Genomic DNA, 26,997 nt, shown 5'->3' on the forward strand with positions numbered 1-26,997 from the left:
TGATGGACACCTACGGCACACCCCCGCTGGCGCTGGTCGGCGGGGAGGGGGCGACGGTCCGGGACGCCGACGGGCGGACGTACGTCGACTTCGTCGGCGGCATCGCCGTCAACGCGCTCGGCCATGCACATCCGGCCGTCGTCCGCGCGGTCTCGGAGCAGATCGCCACCCTGGGCCACGTGTCCAACCTCTATATGGCCGAGCCCCCGGTGGCCCTGGCCGAGCGGCTGCTGGAGCTGGCCGGCCGCGACGGACGCGTCTACTTCTGCAACTCCGGGGCGGAGGCGGTCGAGGCCGCGTTCAAGATCGCCCGGCGGACCGGGCGGCCGCGCATCGTCGCCGCGCGGGGCGGGTTCCACGGCCGGACGATGGGCGCCCTCGCGCTCACCGGCCAGCCGGCCAAACAGGAGCCCTTCCTCCCGCTCCCCGGCGACGTCACCCACGTCCCGTACGGCGACACCGAAGCCCTGCGCGCCGCCGTCACGGAACAGACCGCCGCCGTGTTCCTGGAGCCGGTGCAGGGCGAGAACGGCGTCGTCGTCCCGCCGCCCGGCTACCTCGCCGCCGCCCGCGAGATCACCGACGCGGCGGGAGCTCTGCTCGTCCTGGACGAGGTGCAGACGGGCATCGGCCGCACCGGGCACTGGTTCGCCCACCAGGCGGACGGCGTGGTGCCCGATGTGATGACCCTGGCCAAGGGGCTCGGCGGCGGGCTGCCGATCGGGGCCACCGTGGCCTTCGGCGACGCGGCCGGGCTGCTGTCGCCCGGGCAGCACGGCTCGACGTTCGGCGGCAACCCGGTGTCCTGTGCCGCCGCCCTGGCGGTGCTCGACACGCTGGAGAAGGAGGACGTCCTCGCCCATGTCCGGCGGATGGGGGAGCGGTTGACGGCCGGAGCCCGGGCGTCCGGTCATCCGCTGCTGCGCGCGGTGCGCGGGGCCGGGCTGCTGCTCGGGCTCGTCCTGGAGCGGCCGGTGGCCGTACAGGTGCAGCGGGCGGCCCTGGAGGCGGGCTTCCTGGTGAACGCGACGGGCCCGGACGTCGTCCGGTTGGCGCCGCCGCTCGTGATCGGGCGGGAACAAGTCGACGCCTTCGTGCGGGCGTTGCCCCGGATGCTGGACGTCTGAGCTCTCCGGGAAAGGCGGGCCGGGAGGGGCGCGGTGACGCGTGCCTCCCGGCCCGTTCGCCGTCCCGCGAGCCGCTCGCCAAGGGGCCTCTGGGACGCGAGATCTGACGGTGGACTTGACACCTGACCTGCTGAGAAAGTTAGGTTAGGCATACCTAATCAACGATTGCGCGGGTTGCCCTTCCCGACCCATGCCCGGCCGACACGGCCGTCAAGGCCGGGACCGGGCGGTACGACGAGAGGATGAGCATGTCGGCACGGCGCGGGGACAGCGCGAACACGGCGGGCGCCCCCATCGAGGATCTGGTCGGCATAGGCTTCGGTCCCGCCAACCTGGCCCTCGCCATCGCGATCGACGACCACAACCGCCGGGCCCCGGACAGCGCGATCCGCGCGGGCTTCGTGGAGCGCCAGGAGCGCTTCGGCTGGCACCGCGGAATGCTCCTCGAGGGTGCCACCATGCAGGTGTCCTTCCTCAAGGACCTGGTCACCATGCGGGACCCCAGCAGCCGCTTCTCCTTCCTGTGCTACCTGCGGGACCGCGGCCGGCTCGCCGACTTCATCAACCAGAAGACGTTCTTCCCCACCCGCATCGAGTTCCACGACTACCTGGAGTGGTGCGCCGCCGCGTTCGGCTCCGCCGTGGAGTACGGCCGCACCGCGACCGCCGTGCGCGCGGTCGGGGGCGGCGGCACGGTGGAGGCCGTGGACGTCGTCTCACGGTCCGTCGGGGACCCGGCCGACGAGACCGTGCGGCGCACCCGCAACCTCTCCGTCGGCACCGGCCTCACCCCCCGCCTCCCCGAAGGCGTCGCCCTCGGGCCGCACCTCTGGCACAACCGCGACCTGCTGTTCCGCGCCGCCGAGCCGGCCGCCCGCCGGCACCGCCGGTTCGTGGTCGTCGGCGCCGGCCAGTCCGCCGCCGAGAGCGCCGAGTACCTGCACCGCACCTTCCCCGACGCCGAGGTCTGCGCGGTCTTCTCCCGCTACGGCTACAGCCCGGCCGACGACAGCCCCTTCGCCAACCGCATCTTCGACCCGGCCGCCGTCGACCACTTCTACGACGCCCCCGAGGACGTCAAGCGGACGCTGCTGGGCTACCACCGCAACACCAACTACTCCGTGGTCGACGGCGAGCTCATCGAGCAGCTCTACCGCACCGCCTACCAGGAGAAGGTCCAGGGCCGCGAGCGGCTGCGGATCCTCAACACCAGCCGGCTCACCGCCGTCGAGGACCTGCCGGACGGCGCCCGCGCGGTGATCCGCTCCCTGACCTCCGGGGAAACGTTCACGCTGGACTGCGACGCCGTGGTGTTCGCCACCGGCTACCACGCGGCCGACCCTCGCGAACTCCTCGGCGACCTCGCCGCCGAGTGCCTCACCGACGAGCAGGGCCGGCTGCGCGTGGACCGGGACCACCGCGTCCTGACCACCGACCGGGTCCGCGTCGGCATCTACCTCCAGGGCGGCACCGAGCACACCCACGGCATCACCTCCTCCCTGCTCTCCACCCTGGCCGTCCGCTCCGGCGAGATCTGCGACTCGCTGCTGCTGCGCCGCACCGAGCGGGACGTCCTCGCGGGCCGGGCCGGAGGACGGGCCGACGCCGCCGAGACCGCCGGCACCGCGGGCACCGTCGCCACGCCCGTCGGCTGAACTCCCCCCACCCCAAGCCCCCATCCAAGGACTCCGCATGCCCGCGACCCCCGTCCCGATCGACACCCTCCGGCTCGACGTGGCCGACGTCCTCGGCGAGGACCCCGCCGACCTGCCGGACGACGAGGACCTGCGCGACCTGGGACTCGACTCGATCCGGCTGATGAGCCTGGTGGAACGCTGGCGGGCCCGCGGCCTGGCCGCCGACTTCACGGAACTCGCCGAGGCCGAGCCCACCCTGCGCGGCTGGCACACCCTGCTCACCGCCGGCGTCTGACGCCCTCCCCGCCTCACTCCGCACCACACCGGGCCGTGGGCACCACTTCAGGCCCTTCGCGCCACGCCGGGCACACGCCCGCCGAGCCCATACCGCACCCGCTCAAGGAGAACCATGAACACCCGTCCCGTCCGTAGCGGCCGCAAGGCCGGCCGCAGCCGCGTCGCGGCCGTCCTCGCCGCGGCCGCCCTGCTCACCGTGAGCGCCTGCGGCAGCGACGACTCGTCCGACGACGCCAAGTCCGCGGCGGGCGACGGCGGGAAGCGGGTGATCGAGACGACCGACGGCAAGGTGACGGTCCCCGCGAAGGCCGAGCGCATCGTCAGCATCTCCTACGCCACCGGCGCCTTGCTCGACCTCGGCGTCGAGCCGGTCGGCACCAGCGCCATCGACGAGAACAACCCGATGGAACTGCTGCCCTCGCAGAAGGAACAGGGCAAGAAGATCACCTCGATCGGCTCCGGCATCGAGACCAACATCGAGAAGGTCGCCTCGCTCAAGCCCGACCTGATCATCGTCGAGGGCGCCGCCGCGTTCGACTGGAAGATCAACCGGCTCAAGGGCATCGCCCCCACCCTCTACTTCGGCATCAAGACCCCCGGCGACCTCTACAACGCCCAGGAGAAGATCGCGCAGGCCGTCGGCAAGGAGGACGCCCTCAACAAGCTGAAGGCGACCTACAAGGAGAAGGCCGACAAGATCAAGTCGAGCTACGCCGACAAGCTCAAGTCCGTGAAGTGGGCCCTCGCCTCCTCCTACGGCAACGGCGAGTTCCTCGTGGACACCCGCACCTCCTGGGTGGGCCGCATCCTCGCCGACGTCGGCGCGAACTTCTCCAAGGCGTCCGCCGAGGGCAAGGAGCACGAGGTCACCTACTCCCAGGAGAAGATCGACGTCCTCTCCGACGCCGACGTCATCCTCGTCCCGCGCATGGCGGCCACCGGCGAGGTGCCCAAGGAGACCAAGGAACTCCAGGACAAGCCCTCCTGGAAGCTGCTGAAGGCGGCCAAGGACGACCACGTGCTGCCCGTCACCTACGCCACCAGCGACCGCTACGGCACCTCGATCGACGTCCTCGACCAGATCGAGAAGATCCTCAAGAGCCTGTAGGCCGACGGGGGTTCGCCCCCCGGACCCCGCGCACCGGGGCCCGCCGCCGGTCCGGCCGGCGGGCCCTCGAACCCGTACCTCCCCCACCCCCCCACCCTCCACGAACGACCCGGAAGGCGCCATGCCAGAGGTGACCAGCGACGCAGGACGGACCCTGGAGCTCACACGAGCCCAGGAGGGCGTGCTCTCGGCGCAGCGGATCGACCCGGACAACCCCGGCTACAACGTCGGCCAGTACGTGGAACTCCAGGGCCCGCTGGACGTCACGGCCCTGGAGGAGGCCCTCCGCCGCACCCTCGCCGAGGCCGACGGCCTGCACATCCGGCTCGCCGAGCGTGACGGCCGCACCGTACAGGTCCCCGTCCCCTTCGACGCCGCCGCCTGGCACCTGCCCCGGCTGGACACCACCGGCGCCGCCTCCCCGGTCGACGCCGCCGTCGAACTGGTCCGCGCCCAGCTCTCCTGCCCGCCCCGCCTCGACGCCGCCGACGGCGAACCCCCGGCGCTCACCGGCTCCCTGCTGGTCACCGTCGCCCCCGACCACCACCTGTGGTTCCAGTACTTCCACCACCTGGTCGTCGACGGCTACAGCGTCGCCCTGTTCACCCGCCGCGTCGCCGCCGTCTACACCGCCCTCGTGCACGGCGAGCCCGTCCCCGCCTCGCCGTTCGAGCCCGTCGCCCGGCTCGTCGAGGCCGACCGCGCCTACCTCGCCTCCGACAAGCCCGCCGCCGACCGCGCCTACTGGACCGGCCGGCACACCGGCCGCCCGGCCGCCACCGGCCTCACCGAGCAGACCGCCCAGGCGTCCTCCACCTTCCTCCGGCACCGCGTCACCCTCGGCGCCGAGCGCTCCGCCGCCGTCCTGGCCTGCGCCGACGGCGTCCGCGCCACCTGGGCCGAGGCCGCCACCGCCGGCGTCGCCGCCTACCTGCACCGGATGACCGGCACCCCCGACGCCGTCCTCGGCATGCACTTCATGGCCCGCAGCGCCCCCGGCACCCTCCGCGTCCCCGGCATGGCCGTCAACGTGCTGCCCGTCCGGCTGTCCGTCGCCGGCGGCGACACCTTCCCCGACCTCATCCGGCGCGCCGCCGGAGAGCTCAAGGACGCCCGCCGCCACCAGCACTACCGCGGCGAGGACATCCGCCGCGACCTCGGCCTCGTCGGCGGCGAGGCGCGGCTGTACGGGCCGATGCTCAACATCAAGCCCTTCGACCTCGACCTCGACTTCGCGGGCATCCCCGGACACACCGTCAACCTGGCCTCCGGCCCGGTCGAGGACCTGTCGGTGTCGGTCACCAAGAGCCCCGACGGCCTGCTGCACCTCGAATTCGACGCCAACCCGGCCCTGTACGACGCCGCGACGCTCGCCGGCCACGCCGAGCGCTGCGCCGACCTCGTCGCCCGGCTCGCCGCCGACCCCGCCCTCACCCTCGACCGCGCCGAACTGCTCGCCGACGGCGAACGGGAAGCGGTCCTGCGCACCTGGAACGCCACCGACCGGCCCCTCGCCGCCACCACCCTCGTCGAGCGCATCGCCGAACGGACCGACGCCACCCCCGACGCCACCGCCGTCGTCTTCGAGGACACCCTCCTCAGCTACCGCGAACTCGACGCCCGCGCCGAGGCCCTGGCCCGCCGGCTCGCCGCCGCCGGGGCCGGACCCGACACGGTCGTCGCCGTCGCCGTGCCGCGCTCCGCCGAGCTGATGACCGCCCTGGTCGGCGTCCTCAAGTCCGGCGCCGCCTACCTGCCGCTCGACACCGACTACCCGGCCGACCGGCTCGCCGCCATGGCCGAGGACGCGCGTCCGGTCCGCGTCGTCACCGTCCGCGCGGTCCTGGACCGGCTCCCGGCCGCCGTCCGCGAGCACGCCCTCCTGCTGGACGAGCCGTCCGAGGAAGGCGAGAGCGCCGCCGTCACCCGCCCCGGCCCCGACGACGCCGCCTACGTCATCTACACCTCCGGCTCCACCGGCCGCCCCAAGGGCGTCGTCGTCACCCACCGCGCCATCGTCAACCGCCTCGCCTGGATGCAGCACGCCTACCGGCTGCGCGCCGACGACCGGGTCCTCCAGAAGACCCCCGCCAGCTTCGACGTCTCCGTCTGGGAGTTCTTCTGGGCGCTGTGCGAGGGCGCCACCGTCGTCCTCGCCCGCCCCGAGGGCCACAAGGACCCCGCCTACCTGGCCCGGCTCATCGCCGAACGGCACGTCACCACCCTGCACTTCGTGCCCTCCATGCTCCGCGCCTTCCTGGAGGAGCCGTCCGCCGCCCGCTCCTGCGCCGGCCTGCGCCGCGCCTTCTGCTCCGGCGAGGCCCTCCCCGGCGACGTCGTCGAGCGCTGGTACGACGCGCTGCCCGACGTGCCGCTGCACAACCTGTACGGGCCCACCGAGGCCGCCGTCGACGTCACCTACCACCGCACCCGGCCCGGCGCCGGCGTCGTCCCGATCGGCCGGCCGGTGTGGAACACCCGCCTGTACGTGCTGGACGCCGAGCTGCGCCCGGTCCCGGTCGGCGTCCCCGGCGAGCTGTACCTCGCCGGCGTCCAGCTCGCCCGCGGTTACCTCGACCGCCCCGGCCTCACCGCCTCCCGCTTCGTCGCCGACCCGTACCGTCCGGACGGTACGCGCATGTACCGCACCGGCGACCTCGTCCGGTGGGCCGTCGACGAGCACGGCGACGGCGTCGTCGAATACCTCGGCCGCACCGACGACCAGGTCAAGGTGCGCGGCTTCCGCATCGAACTCGGCGAGATCGAGGCCGCGTTGGAGGCGCTGCCCGGCGTCGCCGCGGCCGCCGTCACCGCCCGCGCAACCACCCCCGGCGGTACCCGCCGCCTCGTCGGCTACGCCGTGCCCGCCGCCGGACAGGCCCTCGACCCCGAGGAGCTGCGGGCCGCGCTGGCCGCCACACTGCCCGAGCACATGGTCCCGCCGGCCGTCGTCCTCCTCGACGCCCTGCCCCTCAGCCTCAATGGCAAGCTCGACCGCAAGGCCCTGCCCGACCCGGCCCCCGCCGCCGCGCCCACGTCGCGCACCCCGCGCACCGAGGCCGAGCGGGTGCTCGCCGACGTCGCCGCCGACGTCCTCGGCCTGGACGCCGTCGGCGTCGACGACAACTTCTTCTCCCTCGGCGGCGACAGCATCTCCGCCATCCAGCTCGGCAGCCGCGCCCGCCGGGCGGGCTGGGGCATCACGCCCCGGACCGTCTTCGAACGCAAGACGATCGCGGCCGTCGCGGCCGTCGCGGAACGCCTGGCCGGCGACTCCGCCGCACCCGAAGACCGCCGCGAGGACGCGACCGGCCCCCTTCCCGCGACGCCCATCACGGAGTGGCTGCGTGAACGCGGCGGCCCGGTACGGCGCTTCGCCCAGACGACCGTCGTCACCGTCCCGGCGGGACTGGACCCGGAGCGGCTCACGGGAGCGCTGAATGAGCTGACGCGTCATCATGAGGCATTGAGGATGCGGCTGGTGACGGGCCTGGACGGCGAGTCCGGCGGGTACGGCGCGGTCGCGGGCCGGCAGCACGGCCGCGCGGTACCGGTGCCAGGCACCGGCACGCGGACGGCCGGGGCGAAGCCCGGCCACGGCGGCCCGGACGCGCCCGTGGGCGCCGGGTCCGAGAGCGGTGTGCAGGGGCAGGCCGTGAGCCCGGCGTCCGCCGGTGCCGCCGGCTCCGGCGACCTGGAGGCGACGGCGGCCGCCGCGCTCAAGGCCGACATCCCCGGGCCGGTCGGGGACCCGTCGGCTGACGGCGGTGTCGCCCACTCGGCCGCCGGCCAGGGTGGCCCGGACGCGCTCGTGGGTACGGGGGCCGAGGCCGGTGTGTCCGAGCGGGTCGTGCGTCCGGCGTCCGCCGGTGCCGCCGGCTCCGGCGACCTGGAGGCGGCTCCGGCCGCCGCGTTCGTGGCCGGCACCCCCGGGCCGGTCGGGGACCCGTCGGCTGACGGCGGCTTCGGCCGGACGGCCCCCGGCCCGGGCGCGCCCCTGGGCGCCGCCCCCGAGGCCGGAGCCGCCGTCTCCGACGCGGCCGTCGGCGCCGCCACCTGGACCACCGAGATCCTCCCCGCCTCCGCCGCCCCCGGCGTCGCCCTCCACCGCGCACACATCGCCGGAGACGACGACCGCGACGCCGCCGTCGAGCGCGAGCGCGCCGCCGCCGTCGACCGGCTCGACCCCGCCGCCGGGACCGTTCTCGCCGCCACCTGGTGCGACCTCGGCCCGGACGTGCCCGGGCGGCTCGTGCTGGCCGTGCACCACCTCGCCGTCGACGGCGTCTCCTGGCGCATCCTGCTGCCCGACCTGCGCGCCGCGTACGAGGGCGAGGCGCTCGCACCGGCGAGCACCCCGCTGCGCCGCTGGGCACGCGGGCTGCACTCCGCCGCGACCTCCGACGCCGTCCGCGCCCAACTGCCGCTCTGGCGCGAGGCCTTGGCGCCGGGCGCCGGGTCGCTCTTCGGGGAGCGGGCCGTCGACCCGGCCCGCGACACCGCCGCCACCAGTCGCACCCTGCGGCTGACCCTGCCCGCCGACCGCACCGCGCCGCTGCTCGCCGACGTGCCCGCCGCCCGTCGGGCCGGCGTCGACCACGTGCTGCTCACCGGCCTCGCCCTGGCCGTGCTCGGCCGGCGGCGGGAGCGGCAGGGTGCCGCGGCCCCCGCCGATCTGCTGCTGCGCCTGGAGGGGCACGGCCGCCAGGACCACCTCGTCCCCGGCGCCGACACCTCCCGTACCGTCGGCTGGCTCACCAGCGAGTACCCCGCCCGCCTCGACCTCGGCGGCATCGACCCGGACGACGCCGGGCGCGCCCTGGCCCTCGTCAAGGAGCAGCTCCGCGCGCTGCCCGACGACGGCACCGGGTACGGCCTGCTGCGGTACCTCGACCCCGAGGCGCGCGCCGAGCTCGCCGCCGCGCCCGCGCCGCGGCTCCTCTTCAACTACCTCGGCCGGTTCGCGTCCGGCGACGCGCCCTGGACGCCCGCCGGCGACGCCTTTGCCGCGGCCTGCGACCCCGGACTGCCCGCCGCACACGCCCTGGAGGTCGGCGCGTTCGTCCACGACCGCCCCGAAGGCCCCGAGCTGACCGCCGTGCTGACCTGGCCGGAGGGCGTCCTCACCGAGGACGCCGTCCGCGACCTCGGCGACCGCTGGTTCCGCGCCCTGGACGCCCTCGCTCGATGGGCCGCCCGGGCCGGCGAGCCCCGGCCGACCCCGTCCGACGTCCCGCTCGCCGGGCTCGGCCAGGCCGCCCTCGACCGCGTCCTCGACGCCCGGCCCGGCACCGAGGACGTCTGGCCGCTCTCCCCGCTCCAGGACGGCCTCCTCTTCCACGCCCTCTACGAGACCGGCGCCGACGGCCTCTACACCTCCCTCACCGGCCTGGAACTGACCGGCCCGCTCGACGAGGCCGCGCTCCGCCGCGCCGTCGACGCCGTGACGAACCGTCACCCCGCCCTGCGCGCCGCCTTCGACCACACCGTCGCCGACCGGCCGGTGCAGACCGTCGCCGCACGGGTCACCGTCCCGTGGACCGTCCACGACCTGACGAACGCTCCCGCCGATGCGGTGGAGGCCGTCGAGACCGCCGAGGCCACCACCCCGTTCGACCCGGCCCGGCCGCCGCTGCTCCGCTGCGCCCTGCTGCGCCTGGGCCCCGAGCGCCACCGGCTGGTGCTGACCCGCCACCACCTCGTCATGGACGGCTGGTCCACCCCCGTCCTGCTGCGCGAGGTCATCGCCGCCTACGCGGCCGGCGGCGATGCCTCCGCCCTCCCGTCCGCCGCCTCCTACGCCGGCCACCTCGCCTGGCTCGCCCGCCAGGACGCCGCCGCGCACACCGCCGCCTGGCGCACCGCGCTCGACGGCCTCACGGCCCCGACGCTGCTCGCCGACACCCTCGCCGACGGCGACCCGGCCGCCGGCGCCACGGCCGGCGAGGTCGACCTGCCGCTGCCCGCCGGGACGGTCGCGGCGCTCACCACGCTCGCCCGCGACCACGGCCTGACCCTCAACACCCTCGTGCAGGGCGCCTGGGCGGTCCTGCTGGGCCGGCTCACCGGCCGCACCGACGTCGTCTTCGGCGCCACGGTCTCCGGCCGTCCCGCCGACATCCCCGGCGTCGAGTCCATCGTCGGCCTCTTCAGTAACACCATCCCGGTTCGCTTCACGGTGGACGAGGACGAGACCGTCGCCGCCGCCCTGGCCCGCCTCCAGGACCACCAGTCGCGCCTGCTCGACCACCAGTACGCGGGGCTCGCCGACATCCAGGCCCAGGCCGGGCTCGGCACCCTCTTCGACACCCTCCTCGTCTTCGAGAACTACCCCGTCGACGCCGACGAACTGACCGCCCCCGATCCGTCCGGCCGCCCCGGGCACCTGCGCGTCACCGGCATCGGCCACCGCGGCGCCACCCACTACCCGCTGTCCGTCCTCGTCCTGCCGGGCGATGCCCCACGCATCACCGTCGAGTACCGGCCCGACACCTTCACCGCCGCCCGCGCCGCCGACCTGGGCGCACGCCTGCTGCGCCTGCTCGACGCCATGGCCGCCCGCCCGGACGCGCCCATCGGCTCCCTCGACGTCCTCGCCCCGGCCGAGCGCGACACCCTGCTGCGCGCCTGGAACGCCACCGAGCGGGACATCCCCGCCGGCACCGTCGTCGACGCCTTCGACGCGCAGGCCGCCGCCACACCCGACGCCACCGCCGTCGTCTGCGGCGACCAGCGGTGGACCTACGCCGAACTCGGCGCCCGCGCCGACGCCGTCGCCCGCCGCCTCACCGCCCTCGGCGCCGGCCCGGACACCGTCGTGGCCCTCGCCCTGCCCCGCTCCGCCGACCTGGTCGCCGCCCTCTTCGGCACCCTCAAGGCGGGCGCCGCCTACCTGCCGGTGGACCTCGACCACCCGGCCGATCGCGTGGCGCTCATGCTGGACGACGCGGCGCCGCTCGCCGTCCTGACCACCCGTCAGGTCGCGGACCGGCTGCCCCTCGACGGCCGCACCGCCGTCCTCCTGGAGGACGTGCGCGACGACGGCGACCCGGGCGTCACCCCGCGCCGCCCCGCCCTCGACGACCTGGCGTACGTCATCCACACCTCCGGCTCCACCGGCCGCCCCAAGGGCGTCCAGGTGCCGCACCGCGGCCTGGTCAACATGCTCGACCACCACCGCTCCACCGTCTTCGCCCGCGCCGAGGAGGCCGCCGGCGGGCGTCGGCTGCGCGCCGCGCACACCGCCTCGTTCTCCTTCGACTCCTCCTGGGAACAGCTCCTCTGGCTGGTCTGCGGCCACGAACTGCACGTCTACACCGAGGAGTCGCGCCGCGACCCGCAGGCCCTCGCGGCCCGGCTGCGCGCCGACCGCATCGACACCCTCGACGTCACCCCGTCCTTCGGCCGCCAGCTCGTCGAGTGGGGGCTGCTGGACGGGGAAGGCCACCGGCCGGTGCTGTTCCTGCTCGGCGGCGAGGCCGTCGACGACGCCCTGTGGACCCGCATCCGGGACACCGAAGGCCTCATCGGCCACAACTTCTACGGCCCCACCGAGTACACCGTCGACACCCTCGGCGCCGCCCTCGACGACAGCCCCGCGCCGTCCGTCGGCCGGCCCATCGCCAACACCCGCGTCTACGTGCTCGATTCGCGGCTGCGGCCCGTGCCCGTCGGCGTCCCCGGCGAGCTGTACATCGCCGGTTCCGGCCTCGCCCGCGGCTACGGCAACCGGCCCGGCCTCACCGCGTCCCGCTTCGTCGCCGACCCGTACGGCCCCGACGGCACCCGCATGTACCGCACCGGCGACGTCGTCCGATGGCACGCCGACGGCACCCTCGACTACCTCGGCCGCGACGACGACCAGGTGAAGATCCGCGGCTTCCGCGTCGAGACCGGCGAGGTCGAAGCCGCACTGGCCGCCCTGCCGGCCGTCGCGCAGGCCGCCGTGCTGGCGCGCGGCGCGGCCGGCGGCGTCAAGCGCCTCGTCGGCTACGCCGTCCCCGTGCCCGGCGCCCGTCCCGACGCGGGGGAGCTGCGCGCTGCCATCGCGGCGCACCTGCCCGAGTACATGGTCCCGTCCGCGATCGTCCTCCTGGACGCGCTGCCCCTGAACGTCAACGGCAAGCTTGACCGGCAGGCCCTGCCGGAGCCCGACGCCGGCGCCTTCGCCGGCACGGCCGGTGGCGGCGGCCGGGCGCCGCGCGACGAGCGCGAGGCCCTGGTGTGCGGCGCGTTCGCCGACGTCCTCGGCCTGCCCGCCGTCGGCCCCGACGACGACTTCTTCGCCCTCGGCGGCCACTCGCTGCTCGCCACCCGGCTCGTCGGCCGCGTCCGCACGGCGCTCGGCGCCCCCGTCACCATCCGCGACCTGTTCGACGCCCGCACCCCCGCCGCCCTCGCGCGCCGGCTGGACGGCGCGGGCGCGGACCGCCCCGGCCCCACCGCCGGGACGCGCCCGGCCGAGGTGCCGCTGTCGCCCGCGCAGGCCCGCCTCTGGTTCCTCCAGCAGCTCCAGGGCCCCAGCACCGCCTACACCATCCCCTGCTCGCTGCGGATCGACGGACCGCTCGACGTTGACGCCCTGCGCGCCGCGTTCGCCGACGTCGTCGCCCGCCACGAGGCGCTGCGCACCGCCTTCCCCGACACCGACGGACGCCCGTACCAGAAGGTGCTGACGCCGGAGGAGGCCCGGATCCCGTTCGAGGTCCGGCACGTCGCCCCCGAGCGGCTGGACGAGGCCGTCGCCGCGGCCGGCGCCCGCGCCTTCGACCTGGCCGCCGCGCCCCCGGTGCACGCCACGCTGCTCACGGCCGGACCGGAGACGCACGTGCTGTGCGTGGCCCTGCACCACATCGTTGGCGACGAGTGGTCCGAGGGCGTGCTCCTGCGCGACCTCGACGCCGCCTACGCCGCCCGCCGCCGGGGCGCCGTCCCCGGGTGGCAGCCGCTCCCGCTGCAGTTCGCCGACCACGCCCTGTGGCAGCGCGACCTGCCCGCCGACGAGCGCCTCACCGCCTACTGGACCGAGCGGCTCGCCGGCCTCCCCGACGAGCTGACCCTGCCCACCGACCGTCCCCGCCCGGCCGAGCCGAGCGGCCGCGGCGGCGCCGTTCGGCTGCGACTGCCCGACGCCCTGCACCGGGCGCTGCGCACGTACGCGCACGGCGCCGGCGTCACCCCGTTCATGGTCACCCAGGCGGCCGGCGCCCTGCTGCTGGGCACGCTCGCCGGGAGCACCGACGTCGCCCTGGGCACGCCCGTCGCCGGACGCGTGGACGAGGCCGTCGAGAACGTCGTCGGCTTCTTCGTCAACACCCTCGTGTTGCGGCATGACTTGACGGCCTCCGAGGGTGCCGCCCTCACCTTCGAGCGGCTCGTCGAGCGGGCCCGGGAGACCGTGCTCGGCGCGCTCGCCCATCAGGACCTGCCCTTCGACCGGCTGGTGGACATCGTCAGCCCGGAGCGGTCGCTGGGCCGGCACCCGCTGTTCCAGGTGATGGTCCAGCACCGCAAGGAGGCCGCCGGCCTGGACGCCCTCTTCGGCGCCCGGACCACGCTGCTCCCCGACCCGCTGCACGCGGCCCGCTTCGACCTCGCGTTCACCTTCCTGGAGTCCGCCGACGGCGCGCACACCGACCTCACCGTCATCCACGCCACTGATCTGTACGACCACGCCACCGCCGAACTCCTCGCCGAGCGGCTGCTGCACGTCCTGGAGCAGGCCCTCGCCGCCCCCGGCCGGCCCCTGGACCGCGTCGAGGTGATCAGCCCGCGCGAGCGCCGGGCGCTGGCGGGGGAGTGGAACGCCACCGACCACCCGGTGCCCGCGGGCACCCTCGTCACCCGGTTCGCCGAGCGGCTGGCCGCGACGCCGGACGCGCTCGCCGTCCGGTATGCCGACCACGAGCTGACGTACCGTCAACTCGATGATCTAGCGCGTGCGTTGGCCGGACGGCTGGCCGACCTCGGCGCCGGGCCCGACCGGATCGTGGCCGTCGCCGTGCCGCGCTCGGCCGAACTGATGGTCGCCTTGCTGGGCGTCCTGAAGTCCGGCGCCGCCTACCTGCCGCTGGACCTCGACCACCCGGCCGAGCGCCTCACGGACATGGTGGCCGACGCCGCGCCGGTGGCCGTGGTGACCGTCGGCGCCGTCCGCGACCGGCTGCCGCGCCTCGACGGGACGCCCGTCGTCCTCACCGACGAGCCCGGCCCGGGGGCCGCCGTTCCGGTGGAAGCCGCGCCGCACCACGCCGCGTACGTCATCTACACCTCCGGCTCCACCGGCCGCCCCAAGGGCGTCGTGGTGACCCACGAGGCCATCGTCAACCGCCTCGACTGGATGCGGGAGGCGTACGACGTCCAGCCTGCGGACCGGATCCTGCAGAAGACCCCCGCCAGCTTCGACGTCTCCGTCTGGGAGTTCTTCCTGCCCCTCGTCAGCGGCGCGGCCGTGGTCCTCGCGCGGCCCGGCGGCCACCGCGAACCCGACTACCTGGCCGGTCTCATCGCCGAAACCGGCGTCACCACCGCCCACTTCGTCCCGTCCATGCTCACCGCCTTCACCGCGGCGGCCGAGCAGGATGAGGCGATCCGCACCGGACTGCGCGGCGTCCGCCGCGTCTTCTGCTCCGGCGAGGCCCTGCCCGCCGCCGCCGTGGACCGGTTCGCCGCGCTGTGGCCGCACATCGAGCCGCACAACCTGTACGGGCCGACCGAGGCCGCCGTCGACGTCACCCACCACCGGGCCGAGCCCGGCGCCGGCGTCGTCCCCATCGGCCGGCCGGTGTGGAACACCCGCCTGCACGTCCTGGACGCGGCCCTGCGCCCGGCCCCGGTCGGCGTCCCCGGCGAGCTCTACCTCGCGGGCGTCCAGCTGGCCCGCGGCTACCTCAACCGGTCCGGCCTCACCGCGTCCCGCTTCGTCGCCGACCCGTACGGGCCCGCCGGCAGCCGCATGTACCGCACCGGGGACCTCGTCCGGCGGCGCGCCGACGGCTCGGTCGAGTACCTCGGCCGCACCGACGACCAGGTGAAGATCCGCGGGTTCCGCATCGAACTCGGTGAGATCGAGGCCGCGTTGGCCGACCTGCCCGCCGTCGCCCAGGCCGCGGTCGTCGCCCGGCCGCTCGCCCCCGGCGGCGCCCGGCAGCTCGTCGGCTACGCCGTCCCGGCCGCCGGCGCCACGCCCGACCCGCAGGGCCTGCGCGACGCCCTCGCCGCACGGCTCCCCGAGCACATGGTCCCCGCCGTCGTCACCCTGCTGGACGCGCTGCCGCTGAGCGTCAACGGCAAGCTCGACCGCAAGGCCCTGCCCGAGCCCGGCCGCGCACCCCGCCCGGCCCCTACCGGGAACGCCACCCCGGCCACCGCCATGGCAGCGGTGTTCGCGCAGGTCCTGGGCCTGCCCGAGGTCGGCGAGGACGAGAACTTCTTCGCCCTCGGCGGCGACAGCATCGTCTCCATCCAGCTCGTCGGCGCCGCCCGCAAGGCAGGCTTCGCCGTCGCCGCCAAGGACGTCTTCCAGTACCCGACCCCGGCCGCCCTCGCCGCCGCGGGCGGCACGGCGGTCACCGAAGAGCCCGTCGCCGCGCCCGTGGCCGAGGACGGCGAACTGCCCCTGCTGCCCGTCGTCCACTGGCTGCGCGAACACGGCGGCCCCGTCGACCGGTTCAACCAGTCGGTGCTGCTCACCGTCCCCGCCGGGCTCCGTCCCCAGCCGCTGCGCGTGGCCCTCGCCGACCTCGCCCGCAACCACCCGGCCCTGCGGCTGCGCCTGGACCGCACCGACGGACTCTGGACGCAGGAGATCCTGCCCGCCGACACGGCCCCCGCCGTGACGGACCCGGCCACCCTGCGGCAGGCCGACCTCACCGGCCTGGACGCCGCCGCCCTGCGGGACCTGCTCGTCAAGGAGGCCGACGCCTCCGCCGCCGCGCTCGACCCCGCCACCGGCACCGTCCTGCGCGCCGTCCACGGCGACGCCGGGCCGGACGCGGACGGCCGGCTGCTGCTGACCGTCCACCACCTGGCCGTCGACGGCGTCTCCTGGCGCGTTCTCCTCCCCGAGCTCGCCGAGGCGTACGCCGCCCGCGCCGAAGGCCGTACCCCCGCCCTCGAACCCGAGGCGACCGGGCTGCGCGCCTGGACGGCCCAGCTGCTGGAGCACGCCCACACCCGGGCGCGTACCGCCGAGGCCGCTTACTGGCGCACCGCGCTCGCCGGGCCGCAGGCACCCCTGTCCCGTACGCCCGCCGACCCGCGCCGCGACACCACCGCCACCCTGCGGACGCTGCGCCGCACCCTGCCCGCCGACCGCACCGCGCCCCTGCTGACCGCCGTGCCGCAGGCGTTCTCCGCCGGCGTGGACGACGTCCTGCTGGCCGGCCTCGCGCTCGCCGCCGCCGACTGGCGCCGGGCCGCGAACCCGGCCCTGCCCGCCGCCTACACCGGCGCCCTCCAGATCGACCTGGAAGGCCACGGCCGGGGCGGCAGCGACAGCGCCGGGCTCACCCCCGACCTGTCGCGCACGGTCGGCTGGTTCACCACCGTCCACCCCGTCCGCCTGGACGTCTCCACGCTCGACGTGCCCGCCGCCCTGGCCGGCGGCCCGGCGGCGGGCGACGCCCTCAAGCGGGTCAAGGAGCAGCTGCGGGCGGCCCCCGACCGGGGCCTGGGCCACGGCCTGCTGCGCCACCTCAACGCGCAGACCGCGCCCCTGCTCGCCGCGCTCCCCGCCTCGCAGCTCCTCTTCAACTACCGGGGGCGCACCGACCACCAGGGCGGGCCGCGCGACGGCCGCTGGCCCTTCGCCCCCGACGCGGAGCGGGCCGCCGTCGCCGAGGGCGCCGCGCCCGACCCGGCCATGCCGGTGCCGTACCCGCTGGAGCTCGACGCCGCCGTCACCACCGGCGCCGACGGCAGGCCGGAACTGGCCGTCGAATGGAGCTGGCCGCAGGCCCTGTTCACCGACGAGCAGGTGGCCGACCTCGCCGACCGCCTGTTCGCCGCGCTCGACGCCCTCGCCCGGCACACCGCCGACCCCCACGCCGGCGGCATCACCCCGTCCGACGTCCGCCTGGTCAGCCTCGACCAGAAGCGCATCGACCGCCTCGAAGCCCGCCTGCGTAGGCGCCGATGAACCCCGGCCAGCCGATGAGCCACGACCAGCAGCCCACCGCCCCCACTCCCTCCTGGACCGAGAACCCCACCATGAACGACGCCACCGCACCGACCCAGGCCGACTCCGCAGCGGGGTCCGCGCTGGAGGACGTCTACCCCCTGTCCTCCCTCCAGGAGGGCCTCCTCTTCCACGCCGTCTACGACGAGGACGCCCGCGACGTCTACGTCGTCCAGTCCCACCTCGACCTCGAAGGCCCGCTGGAGACCGCCGACTTGGCGGCCGCCGCCGACGCCCTGCTGCGCCGCCACGCCAACCTCCGCGCCGGTTTCTGGTACGACGACGGCGAGGAGCCCGTCCAGTTCGTCCCGCGCGACGTCGACACCCCCGTGCGCGAACGCGACCTCACCGCCCTCGCCGGCGACGCGGCGGCCCAGGAGGACGCGGTCCGCGCGGCCATGGCCGAGGACTGGAACCACCGCTTCGACCTCGCCGAACCGCCCCTGCTGCGGCTCACCCTGCTGCGCCTGGACGCGGACCGCGCCCGCCTGGTCATCACCTGCCACCACCTCCTCCTCGACGGCTGGTCCATGCCGATCCTGGTCCGGGAGCTGCTCACCCTCGTCGGCACGCGTGGCGACCTCGCCGCCCTGCCGCCCGTCCGCCCCTACCGCGACCACCTCGAACTGCTCGCCACCCGCGATACCGAGGCCGCCCGCCGGGCCTGGGCCGCCGCCCTCGACGGGTTCACCGAGCCCCACCCGGTGGCCCCCGGCGCCGCGCTCGGCGCGGCCGTCGAACCCGGTACCGTCGAGACCGAGGCGGGGCCCGAACTCACCGCCGCCGTCACCTCCGTGGCCCGCGCGCGCGGCCTGACCCTCGGCAACGTCGCCCACACCCTCTGGGGCGTCCTCGTCGGCTCCCTCACCGGCGCCACCGACGTCGTCAGCGGCACCACCGTCTCCGGCCGCCCGGCCGACCTGCCCGGCGCCGACACCATGGTCGGCCTGTTCATCAACACCCTGCCGGTCCGCGTCCGCCTCGCCCCCGACGCGACGCTCGCGAGCACCGCCGCCGCCGTCCAGGCCGACCAGGCCGCCCTCATGGACCACCAGCACCTCGGCCTCGGCGGCATCCAGCGGCTCACGGCCGTCGACGGGCCGCTGTTCGACACCCTGCTGGTCGTCGAGAACTACAGCGGCAGCGACGACGTCTCCGACACCCTCGGCGCGGCAGCCACGGGCAGCGGGCTGCGCGTCACCGGGCTCGGCGCCCGCGACGCCACGCACTACCCGCTGACGATGTCCGTGCTGCCCGGCGCCACCCTGCGCCTCGAACTCGGCTACCGGCCCGACCTGTTCGACGACGCGGCGGCCCGCCGCGTCACCGACCGCTTCCTGCGCCTGCTCACCCTCTTCGCCGAACAGCCCGACACCCCGCTGGCCCGGCTCGACACCCTGCTGCCCGGCGAGGGCGAGGAGCTGACGGCCGCCGCCGACGGCGGCGAGCACCCCGTCCCGGCGGGCACCGTCACCGACCTGTTCACCGCGCAGGCCGCCCGCACGCCCGACGCCACCGCCCTCGCCGGCCCGGCCCTCGACGGCGGCACCGAGCGGCTCTCCTTCGCCGCACTCGACGAGGGCTCCGACCGGCTCGCCCGGCTGCTCCGCGCCCGGGGCCTCGGTGCCGAGCGCGTCGCCGCCCTCGCCCTGCCGCGCTCCACCGCGTCCGTCACGGCGATCCTCGCCGTCCTCAAGGCCGGGGGCGCCTACCTGCCGCTGGACCTCGACCACCCCGACGAGCGCCTCGCCCTGCTCCTGGACGACGCCCGGCCCGCCCTCCTTGTCGCCACCCGCGAGGTCGCCGACCGCCTGCCCGCCACCCCCGGCACGGCCGTCGTCCTCCTCGACGACTCCGAGGTCCGCGCGGCCCTCGACGCGCTGCCCGCCGGGCCGCTCACCGACGCCGAGCGCGGCGGACCCGTCGCCCCCGGCCACCCCGCGTACGTCATCCACACCTCCGGCTCCACCGGCCGCCCCAAGGGCGTCGTCATTGAGCACCGCGGCCTCACCGCGCTCGCCCACGACCACCTCGACACCATCTTCGCCGACGCCGTCCGCGCCACCGGCCGCGACCGGCTGCGCGCCCTGCACACCGCCTCGTTCTCCTTCGACTCCTCCTGGGAACAGCTCATCTGGCTGATCGGCGGCCACGAGCTGCACGTCCTCGGCGAGCACGAGCGCCGGGACGCCGAGGCGGTCGTCGCGTACGCCCGGGAACACCGCGTCGACACCCTCGACGTCACCCCCACGTACGCCCAGCAGCTCCTCGACAGCGGGCTCCTCGACCCCGACGCCCCGCACCGGCCGGCTGTCCTGCTGCTCGGCGGCGAGGCCGTGCCCGAGGCGCTGTGGGCGCGGCTGCACCGCGCACCCGGCCTGACCTGCGTCAACTACTACGGGCCCACCGAGTTCACCGTCGACGCCCTCGCCGCCGACCTCGCCGACAGCCCCACCCCGACCGTCGGCCGGCCGCTGCGCAACACCCGCGCCCACGTCCTGGACGGCTGGCTGCGGCCCGTGCCCGTCGGCGTTCCCGGCGAGCTCTACCTCGCCGGCGCCCAGCTCGCCCGCGGCTACCTCGACCGCCCGGGCACCACCGCGTCCCGCTTCGTCGCCGACCCCTACGGCCCGGCCGGCAGCCGTATGTACCGCACCGGCGACCTCGTCCGCCGCCGCCCGGACGGCGGCCTGGACTTCCTCGGCCGCACCGACGACCAGGTGAAGATCCGCGGCTACCGCATCGAACTCGGCGAGATCGAGGCCGTCCTCGCCGACCAGCCCGCCGTCGGCCACGCCGCCGTCCTCGTCCGCACGAGCGCGTCCGGCGTCAAGCGCGTCGTCGCCTATGTCGTCCCGGCTCCCGGCGCCACGCCGGACACCGGGGAGCTGCGGGCCGCCTGCGCGGCGCGGCTGCCCGAGTACATGGTCCCGTCCGCCTTCGCCGTCCTCGACGCGCTCCCGCTCAACGTCAACGGCAAGATCGACCGGACCGCGCTGCCGGCCGACGACGCCCTCGACTACGCCGGGCACGCCGACGACCGCGAGCCCGCCGACGCCACCGAGGCCCTGCTCTGCCGGATCTTCGCCGAGGTCCTCGACCTGCCCCGGGCCGGCGTCCACGACGACTTCTTCCGCCTCGGCGGCGACAGCATCACCTCCATCCGCCTCGTCGGCGCCGCCCGCGCCGAGGGCCTCGCCCTCAGCCCCCGCGACGTCTTCGAGGGCCGCACCCCGGCCGGACTCGCCGAGCGCGCACGCGGGGAGGCTTCTGACAGCACCCCGTTCACCGCGCCTGAGCTGCCCCGGCCCAGCGACGAGGCCCGCGCCGCCGCGCCCGAAGAGGCCGAGGTCTGGCCGCTCTCCCCGCTCCAGCGCGGCCTCCTCTTCGAGGCCCTGTACGACGAGGACGCGCTCGACGTCTACACCTCCCGCGACGTCGTCACCCTCCGCCGGCCCGTTCCCCTCGACGCGCTGCGCGCCGCCGTGACCGCCGTCCTCGACCGCCACCCCAACCTGCGCGCCGGCTTCCTGCACGACGGACTCGACGAGCCCGTCCAGTTCATCCCGGACGCGGTGGACGTGCCCGTCACCGAGGCCGACCTGCGCGAACTCGCGCCGGAGGCCGCCGACGCCGAACTCGCCCGGCTCCGGGACGCCGAGGCCCGCACCCGCTTCGACCTGACGAACCCGCCGCTGCTGCGCCTGGTCTCCGTCCTCACCCCCGACGGCCGGCAGCACATCCTCGTCACCAACCACACGCTGCTGTGGGACGGCTGGTCGTCCGGGCTGTTCCTCCAGGAGCTGCTGGCCCACTGCCACGCCCTCGTCACCACCGGCTCCCTCGCATCCCCCGACGGCGAAGAGCCGCTCCCCTACCGGGACTTCCTCGCCTGGCTGCACGCCCAGGACACCGCCGCCGGCGAGGAGGCGTGGCGCACGGCCCTGGCCGGCGTCGAGGAGCCGACGCTCGTCGCCCCGCACGCCCGCGAGCGCGCCTCGCTCCTCCCCGAGGAGCACACCACCGAGCTCACCGCCGAACTGAGCGCCCGCGTCACCGGCTGGGCCCAGGCCCACGGCCTGACCCTCAACACCGTGCTCTCCGGCGCTTGGGGCCTGCTCCTCGCCGGGCTCACCGGCCGGCAGGACGTGGTCTTCGGGACGACCGTCTCCGGCCGCCCCGCCGACCTGCCGGGCATCGACCGGACCGTCGGCATGTTCCTCAACACCGTCCCCGTCCGCGTCCGCCTCGACCGCGACGAGACGGCGGCCGGCCTCCTCACCCGCCTCCAGCGCGAACAGGCGGCCCTCCTGCCCCACCACCAGCTCAGCCTGGGCGCCATCCAGCGCACCACCGGCCTCGCCCGCCTCTTCGACACCCTCCAGGTGCTCCGCAACACCCCCGTCGACCAGGACGAGCGCGACCGCGTCGGCGAGGCCCTGGGCGTCGAGGGCGTCACGGACGTCGACGCCACGCACTTCCCGCTCATCTTCACCGCCAACCCCGGCGAGCGGCTCACCTTCGACTGGAAGTTCCGCCCCGACGCCTTCGACCGCGCCACGGTCGAGGAGCACGCCGGACGGCTCGTCACCCTGCTCGACCGCGTCACCGCCGGTCCCGAGGTGCCCGTCCGCGCCCTGGACGTGCTGACCGGGCGGGAACGCGGCCTGGTGCTGGGGGAGTGGGCGGCGACGGACCGGGAGCTGCCGGACGCCTCGGTGGCCGACCTGCTGGCCGAGCGCGCCGCCGCCGTCCCGGACGCGGCCGCCCTCGTCGCCGGGGGCCGCGTCTGGACCTACGCCGAACTCGACGCCCGGGTCAACCGCCTCGCGCGGCTGTTCCTCGCCCGGGGCGCCGGACCCGACCGGGTGGTCGCCCTCGGGCTGCCCCGGTCGCTCGACATGGTGGCCGCCCTGTTCGCCGTCCTGCGCGCCGGCGCCGCGTACCTGCCGCTCGAACTCGACTACCCGGCCGACCGCCTCGCCTACATGGTCGCCGAGACCCGTCCCGTCGTCCTGGTCACCGACTCGACCGTCCGTGACCGGATGCCGGACGTGTACGGCGTCCCGGTCGTCGAGCTGGACGACCCGGCAATGGTCACCGAACTCGCCGCGCTGCCGGGTGAGTTCGTAGACGCGGACGTCGATCTGGACGCGGCGGCGTATGTCATCTTCACGTCGGGGTCGACGGGTCGGCCGAAGGGTGTGGTGACGCCGTACCGGGGGCTGACGAACATGCAGCTCAATCACCGCGAGGCGATTTTCGAGCCGGTGGTCTCGGCCGCGGGCGGGCGGCGGTTGCGGATCGCGCACACGGTGTCGTTCTCCTTCGACATGTCGTGGGAGGAGCTGCTGTGGCTGGTCGAGGGGCACGAGGTGCATGTCCTGGACGAGTCGCTGCGGCGTGACGCGGAGGGGCTGGCCGCCTACTGCGCCGAGCACGAGGTCGACGTCATCAATGTGACGCCCTCCTATGCCCAAGCGCTCGTGGAATGCGGCCTGTTGGACGACGGCCGGCACCGGCCCGTCCTCGTTCTGCTGGGTGGCGAGGCCGTGCCCGAGTCGCTGTGGACGCGGCTGCGTGAGACGCCGGGTGTGATGGGCTACAACCTCTACGGTCCGACCGAGTACACGATCAACACCCTTGGCGGGGGCACGCTGGACAGCGCCACCGCCACCGTCGGGCGTCCGATCTGGAACACCCGCGCCCACGTCCTCGACGCCTGGCTGAGGCCGGTCCCGGTCGGCGTGCCCGGCGAGCTGTACGTGTCGGGCGTCGGTCTCGCCCGGGGGTACCTCGACCGTCCGGGTTTGACCGCCGGCCGGTTCGTGGCGGATCCGTTCGGGGAGCCGGGTGCGCGGATGTACCGCACGGGTGACGTGGTGCGGTGGCGGCAGGACGGGCTGCTGGACTTCCTGGGCCGGGTCGACGACCAGGTGAAGATCCGGGGATACCGGGTCGAGCCGGGGGAGATCGAGGACGCCCTGACCGGGCACCCCTCGGTTGCTCAGGCGGCCGTTGTGGTCCGTGAGGACGTCCCCGGCCTCAAGCGCCTGGCCGCTTACCTGGTCCCGGCCGCCGGTGCCGTGGATGTCGCCGAGGTCCGCCGGTCGCTCGCCGCGTCGCTGCCGGAGTACATGGTGCCGTCGGCGTTCGTCGTCCTCGGCGCGCTGCCGCTGACTGTCAACGGCAAGCTCGACCGCAAGGCCCTCCCCGCCCCCGACCTCGGCGGCACCGGCCGCGCCCCCCGCAACGAGCGCGAGGAACTTCTCTGCGCCCTCTTCGGCGAGGTGCTGGGTGTCCAGGCCGTCGGCCCCGACGACCACTTCCTCGATCTCGGCGGCCACTCCCTCCTGGCCACCCGCCTCGTCAGCCGCATCCGCACCGAACTCGGCACCGACCTCGCCGTCCGCGACCTCTTCGAGGCCCCGACCCCGGCCGCGCTCGCCGAGCGCACCGCCCCGGGCGCCGACCGCCGCCCCGCCCTGACCTGCCGCGAGCGCCCGGCCGAACTGCCGCTCTCGCACGCCCAGCGGCGCATGTGGTACCTCCAGAACCTCGACGACGCGGGCGTCACGTACAACGTCCCGCTCGTCGTCCGCGTGACCGGCGCGCTCGACGAGGACGCGCTGCGGCACGCCGTCGCCGACGTGGCCCGGCGCCACGAGAGCCTCCGCACGGTCGTCGCCGAACACGAGGGCCGGCCCGTCCAGCGGATCCTCGACGCGCCCGACCCTGCCGAGGCGCTGCACACCGCCGCCACGACGGAGGAGACCCTGTCCGCGGACGTCGAGACGGCCGTCCGCCACGCCTTCGACCTCACGCGCGAACTACCGCTGCGTGTCACGGTGTTGGAGGTCGCCCCCGAGGACCACGTCCTCGTCCTCCTCTTCCACCACATCGCCGGCGACGAGTGGTCGATGCTGCCGTTCATCGACGACCTCACCGCCGCGTACACCGCCCGCGCGGCGGGCACGGCCCCCGGCTGGGAGCCGCTGCCCGTGCAGTACGCCGACTACACGCTCTGGCAGCGCGAGCTGCTGGGCGACCCGGCCGACGAGCGGAGCGCCCATCACCGGCAGACCGCCTACTGGCGGCAGGCCCTGGACGGCCTGCCCGAGGAACTCGCCCTGCCCCGCGACCGGGCACGCGGCCGGGACACCGGCCACCGCGGCGACACCGTGCGCGCCCAGGTGCCGCCGGCCGTCTACCGCGGCCTCCGCGACGCGGCGACGGCCACCGGCACCACGACGTTCATGGTGCTCCAGGCCGCCGTCGCCACGCTCCTCCACCGGCTCGGCGCAGGGGACGACATCCCGCTCGGCGCGCCCGTCGCGGGCCGCTCGGACGCTGCGCTTGACGGGCTCGTGGGCTTCTTCGTCAACACCCTGGTGCTGCGGAACGACCTGTCCGGCGACCCGACGTTCACCGAACTGCTCGGCCGGGTACGGGAGAACGACCTGGCCGCCTTCGCCCATCAGGACCTGCCGTTCGACAGCCTCGTCGAGGCGCTCAACCCGCCGCGCGCGGCTGGCCGCCACCCGCTGTTCCAGGTGATGCTCGGCTACCAGAACAACGACGGCCGCGCCGGCCGGCTCCTGGGCCTGGAGAGCCGCATCCTGCCCTTCGAGCTCGGCGCCGCCAAGTTCGAACTCGACTTCAACTTCGAGGAGACGCCCACCGCCGAGGAGATCGACATCGCCTTCGAGTACGCGGTCGACCTCTACGACCGTGCCACCGCCGAGGCCCTCGTCGAACGCCTCCTCTCCCTCCTCGCCCAGATCGCCGAGGACCCGCACCGCCGCGTCGGCACCCTGGACGTGCTGACCGCGCGCGAGCGCGGCCTGGTGCTGGGGGAGTGGGCGGCGACGGACCGCGCGCTGCCCGAGAAGTCGGTGGCGCAGCTGCTGGCCGAGCGCGCCGCGACCGTCCCGGACGCGGTCGCGCTGGTGGCCGACGAGCGGGTGTGGACCTTCGCCGAACTGGACGCCGAGGTCGACCGCCTGGCACGGCTGCTGGCGGCCCGGGGCGCCGGTCCCGAGCGGGTGGTGGCGCTGGGGCTGCCGCGTTCGCTGGAGATGGTCGCGGCGCTGTTCGCGGTGCTGCGGACCGGGGCGGCGTACCTGCCGCTGGAGCTGGACTATCCGGTGGACCGGCTTGCCTACATGGTCGCCGAGACCCGTCCCGTGGTCCTGCTGACCGACTCGACCGCCCGGCACCGGATGCCGGACGTGCACGGCGTCCCCGTCGTCGAACTGGACGATCCGTGCGTCGCCAAGGAGTTGGCCGATTTCCCGGCCGGTCCGGTGGACGCGGACGTCGATCTCGACGCGGCGGCGTATGTCATCTTCACGTCGGGGTCGACGGGTCGACCGAAGGGTGTGGTGACGCCGTACCGGGGTCTGACGAATATGCAGCTCAATCACCGCGAGGCGATTTTCGAGCCGGTGGTCTCGGCCGCGGGCGGTCGGCGGCTGCGGATCGCGCACACGGTGTCGTTCTCCTTCGACATGTCGTGGGAGGAGCTGCTGTGGCTGGTCGAGGGGCACGAGGTGCATGTCCTGGACGAGTCGCTGCGGCGTGACGCGGAGGGGCTGGCCGCCTACTGCGCCGAGCACGAGGTCGACGTCATCAATGTGACGCCCTCCTATGCCCAAGCGCTCGTGGAATGCGGCCTGTTGGACGAGGACCGGCACCGGCCGGCGCTGGTCCTGCTGGGCGGTGAGGCCGTGGCCGACTCCCTCTGGACGCGGCTGCGCGAAACGCCTGGCGTGATGGGCTACAACCTCTACGGCCCGACCGAGTACACGATCAACACCCTCGGCGGGGGCACGCTGGACAGCGCCACCGCCACCGTCGGGCGTCCGATCTGGAACACCCGCGCCCACGTCCTCGACGCCCACCTCCGGCCCGTGCCCGTCGGCGTCCCCGGCGAGCTCTACGTCTCCGGCGTCGGACTCGCCCGGGGCTACCTCGGCCGTCCCGGCCTGACCGCCGGCCGTTTCGTGGCGGATCCGTTCGGGGAGCCGGGTGCGCGGATGTACCGCACGGGCGACGTCGTACGCTGGCGGCAGGACGGGCTGCTGGACTTCCTCGGCCGGGTCGACGATCAGGTCAAGATCCGCGGCTACCGGGTCGAGCCCGGCGAGATCGAGGACGCGCTGACCGCCGACGCCTCCGTCGCCCAAGCGGCCGTCGTGGTCCGCGAGGACGTCCCCGGCGTGAAGCGCCTGGCCGCCTACCTCGTCCCCGCCGCCGATGCCGTGGACGTCGCGGAGCTCCGCCGGTCGCTGGCCGCGCGGTTGCCGGAGTACATGGTCCCGTCGGCGTTCGTCGTCCTCGGCGCGCTGCCGCTGACCGTCAACGGCAAGCTCGACCGCAAGGCCCTCCCCGCGCCCACCGCCGCCGACACGGCCGTCGGTTCTACCGGCCGGGCCCCGCGCGACGCCGTGGAGCAGACGCTGTGTAACGTCTTCGCCGAGGTGCTCGGACTGCCCGACGTCGGCGTCGACGACGGCTTCTTCGACCTCGGCGGCCACTCGCTGCTGCTGATGTCCCTGCTGCACGGCGTCCGCGACGCGTTCGGCACCGGCGTGACCGTCGGCGACGTGCTGGCCCGGCCCACCGTCGCCGAGCTCGCGGCCTTCCTCA

At 75.3% G+C, this 26,997-nt stretch carries 5 protein-coding genes and 1 pseudogene; all 6 read left to right on the top strand.

Going from position 1 to position 26,997, the window contains the following annotated elements; translation table 11 throughout:
* Positions 1-2: 2 nt before the first annotated feature.
* Positions 3-1,127, top strand: a complete 1,125-nt coding sequence (locus K7I03_RS32395; RefSeq protein ID WP_185943195.1) for an acetylornithine transaminase — start codon at positions 3-5, stop codon at positions 1,125-1,127.
* A 248-nt stretch (positions 1,128-1,375) separates the two neighbouring features.
* Entirely contained in the window at positions 1,376-2,782 is a 1,407-nt protein-coding gene (locus K7I03_RS32400) for a lysine N(6)-hydroxylase/L-ornithine N(5)-oxygenase family protein (protein ID WP_185943194.1), read from the top strand.
* A gap of 37 nt (positions 2,783-2,819) precedes the next feature.
* Complete coding sequence (locus K7I03_RS32405; protein ID WP_185943162.1) at positions 2,820-3,059, top strand: phosphopantetheine-binding protein; 240 nt, start codon at positions 2,820-2,822, stop codon at positions 3,057-3,059.
* Between the two features lie 114 nt (positions 3,060-3,173).
* Positions 3,174-4,169, top strand: a complete 996-nt coding sequence (locus K7I03_RS32410) for an ABC transporter substrate-binding protein (RefSeq protein ID WP_185943161.1) — start codon at positions 3,174-3,176, stop codon at positions 4,167-4,169.
* A gap of 130 nt (positions 4,170-4,299) precedes the next feature.
* Positions 4,300-17,307 (top strand): non-ribosomal peptide synthetase, encoded by a 13,008-nt coding sequence (locus K7I03_RS32425; RefSeq protein WP_185943160.1) that lies wholly within the window; start codon positions 4,300-4,302, stop codon positions 17,305-17,307.
* Positions 17,304-26,984, top strand: a pseudogene (locus K7I03_RS32430) (amino acid adenylation domain-containing protein); the annotation flags it as partial. The gene K7I03_RS32425 and the pseudogene K7I03_RS32430, both read left to right, overlap by 4 nt.
* Positions 26,985-26,997: the final 13 nt, after the last annotated feature.

This window comes from Streptomyces mobaraensis, assembly GCF_020099395.1.
Taxonomy (GTDB): domain Bacteria; phylum Actinomycetota; class Actinomycetes; order Streptomycetales; family Streptomycetaceae; genus Streptomyces.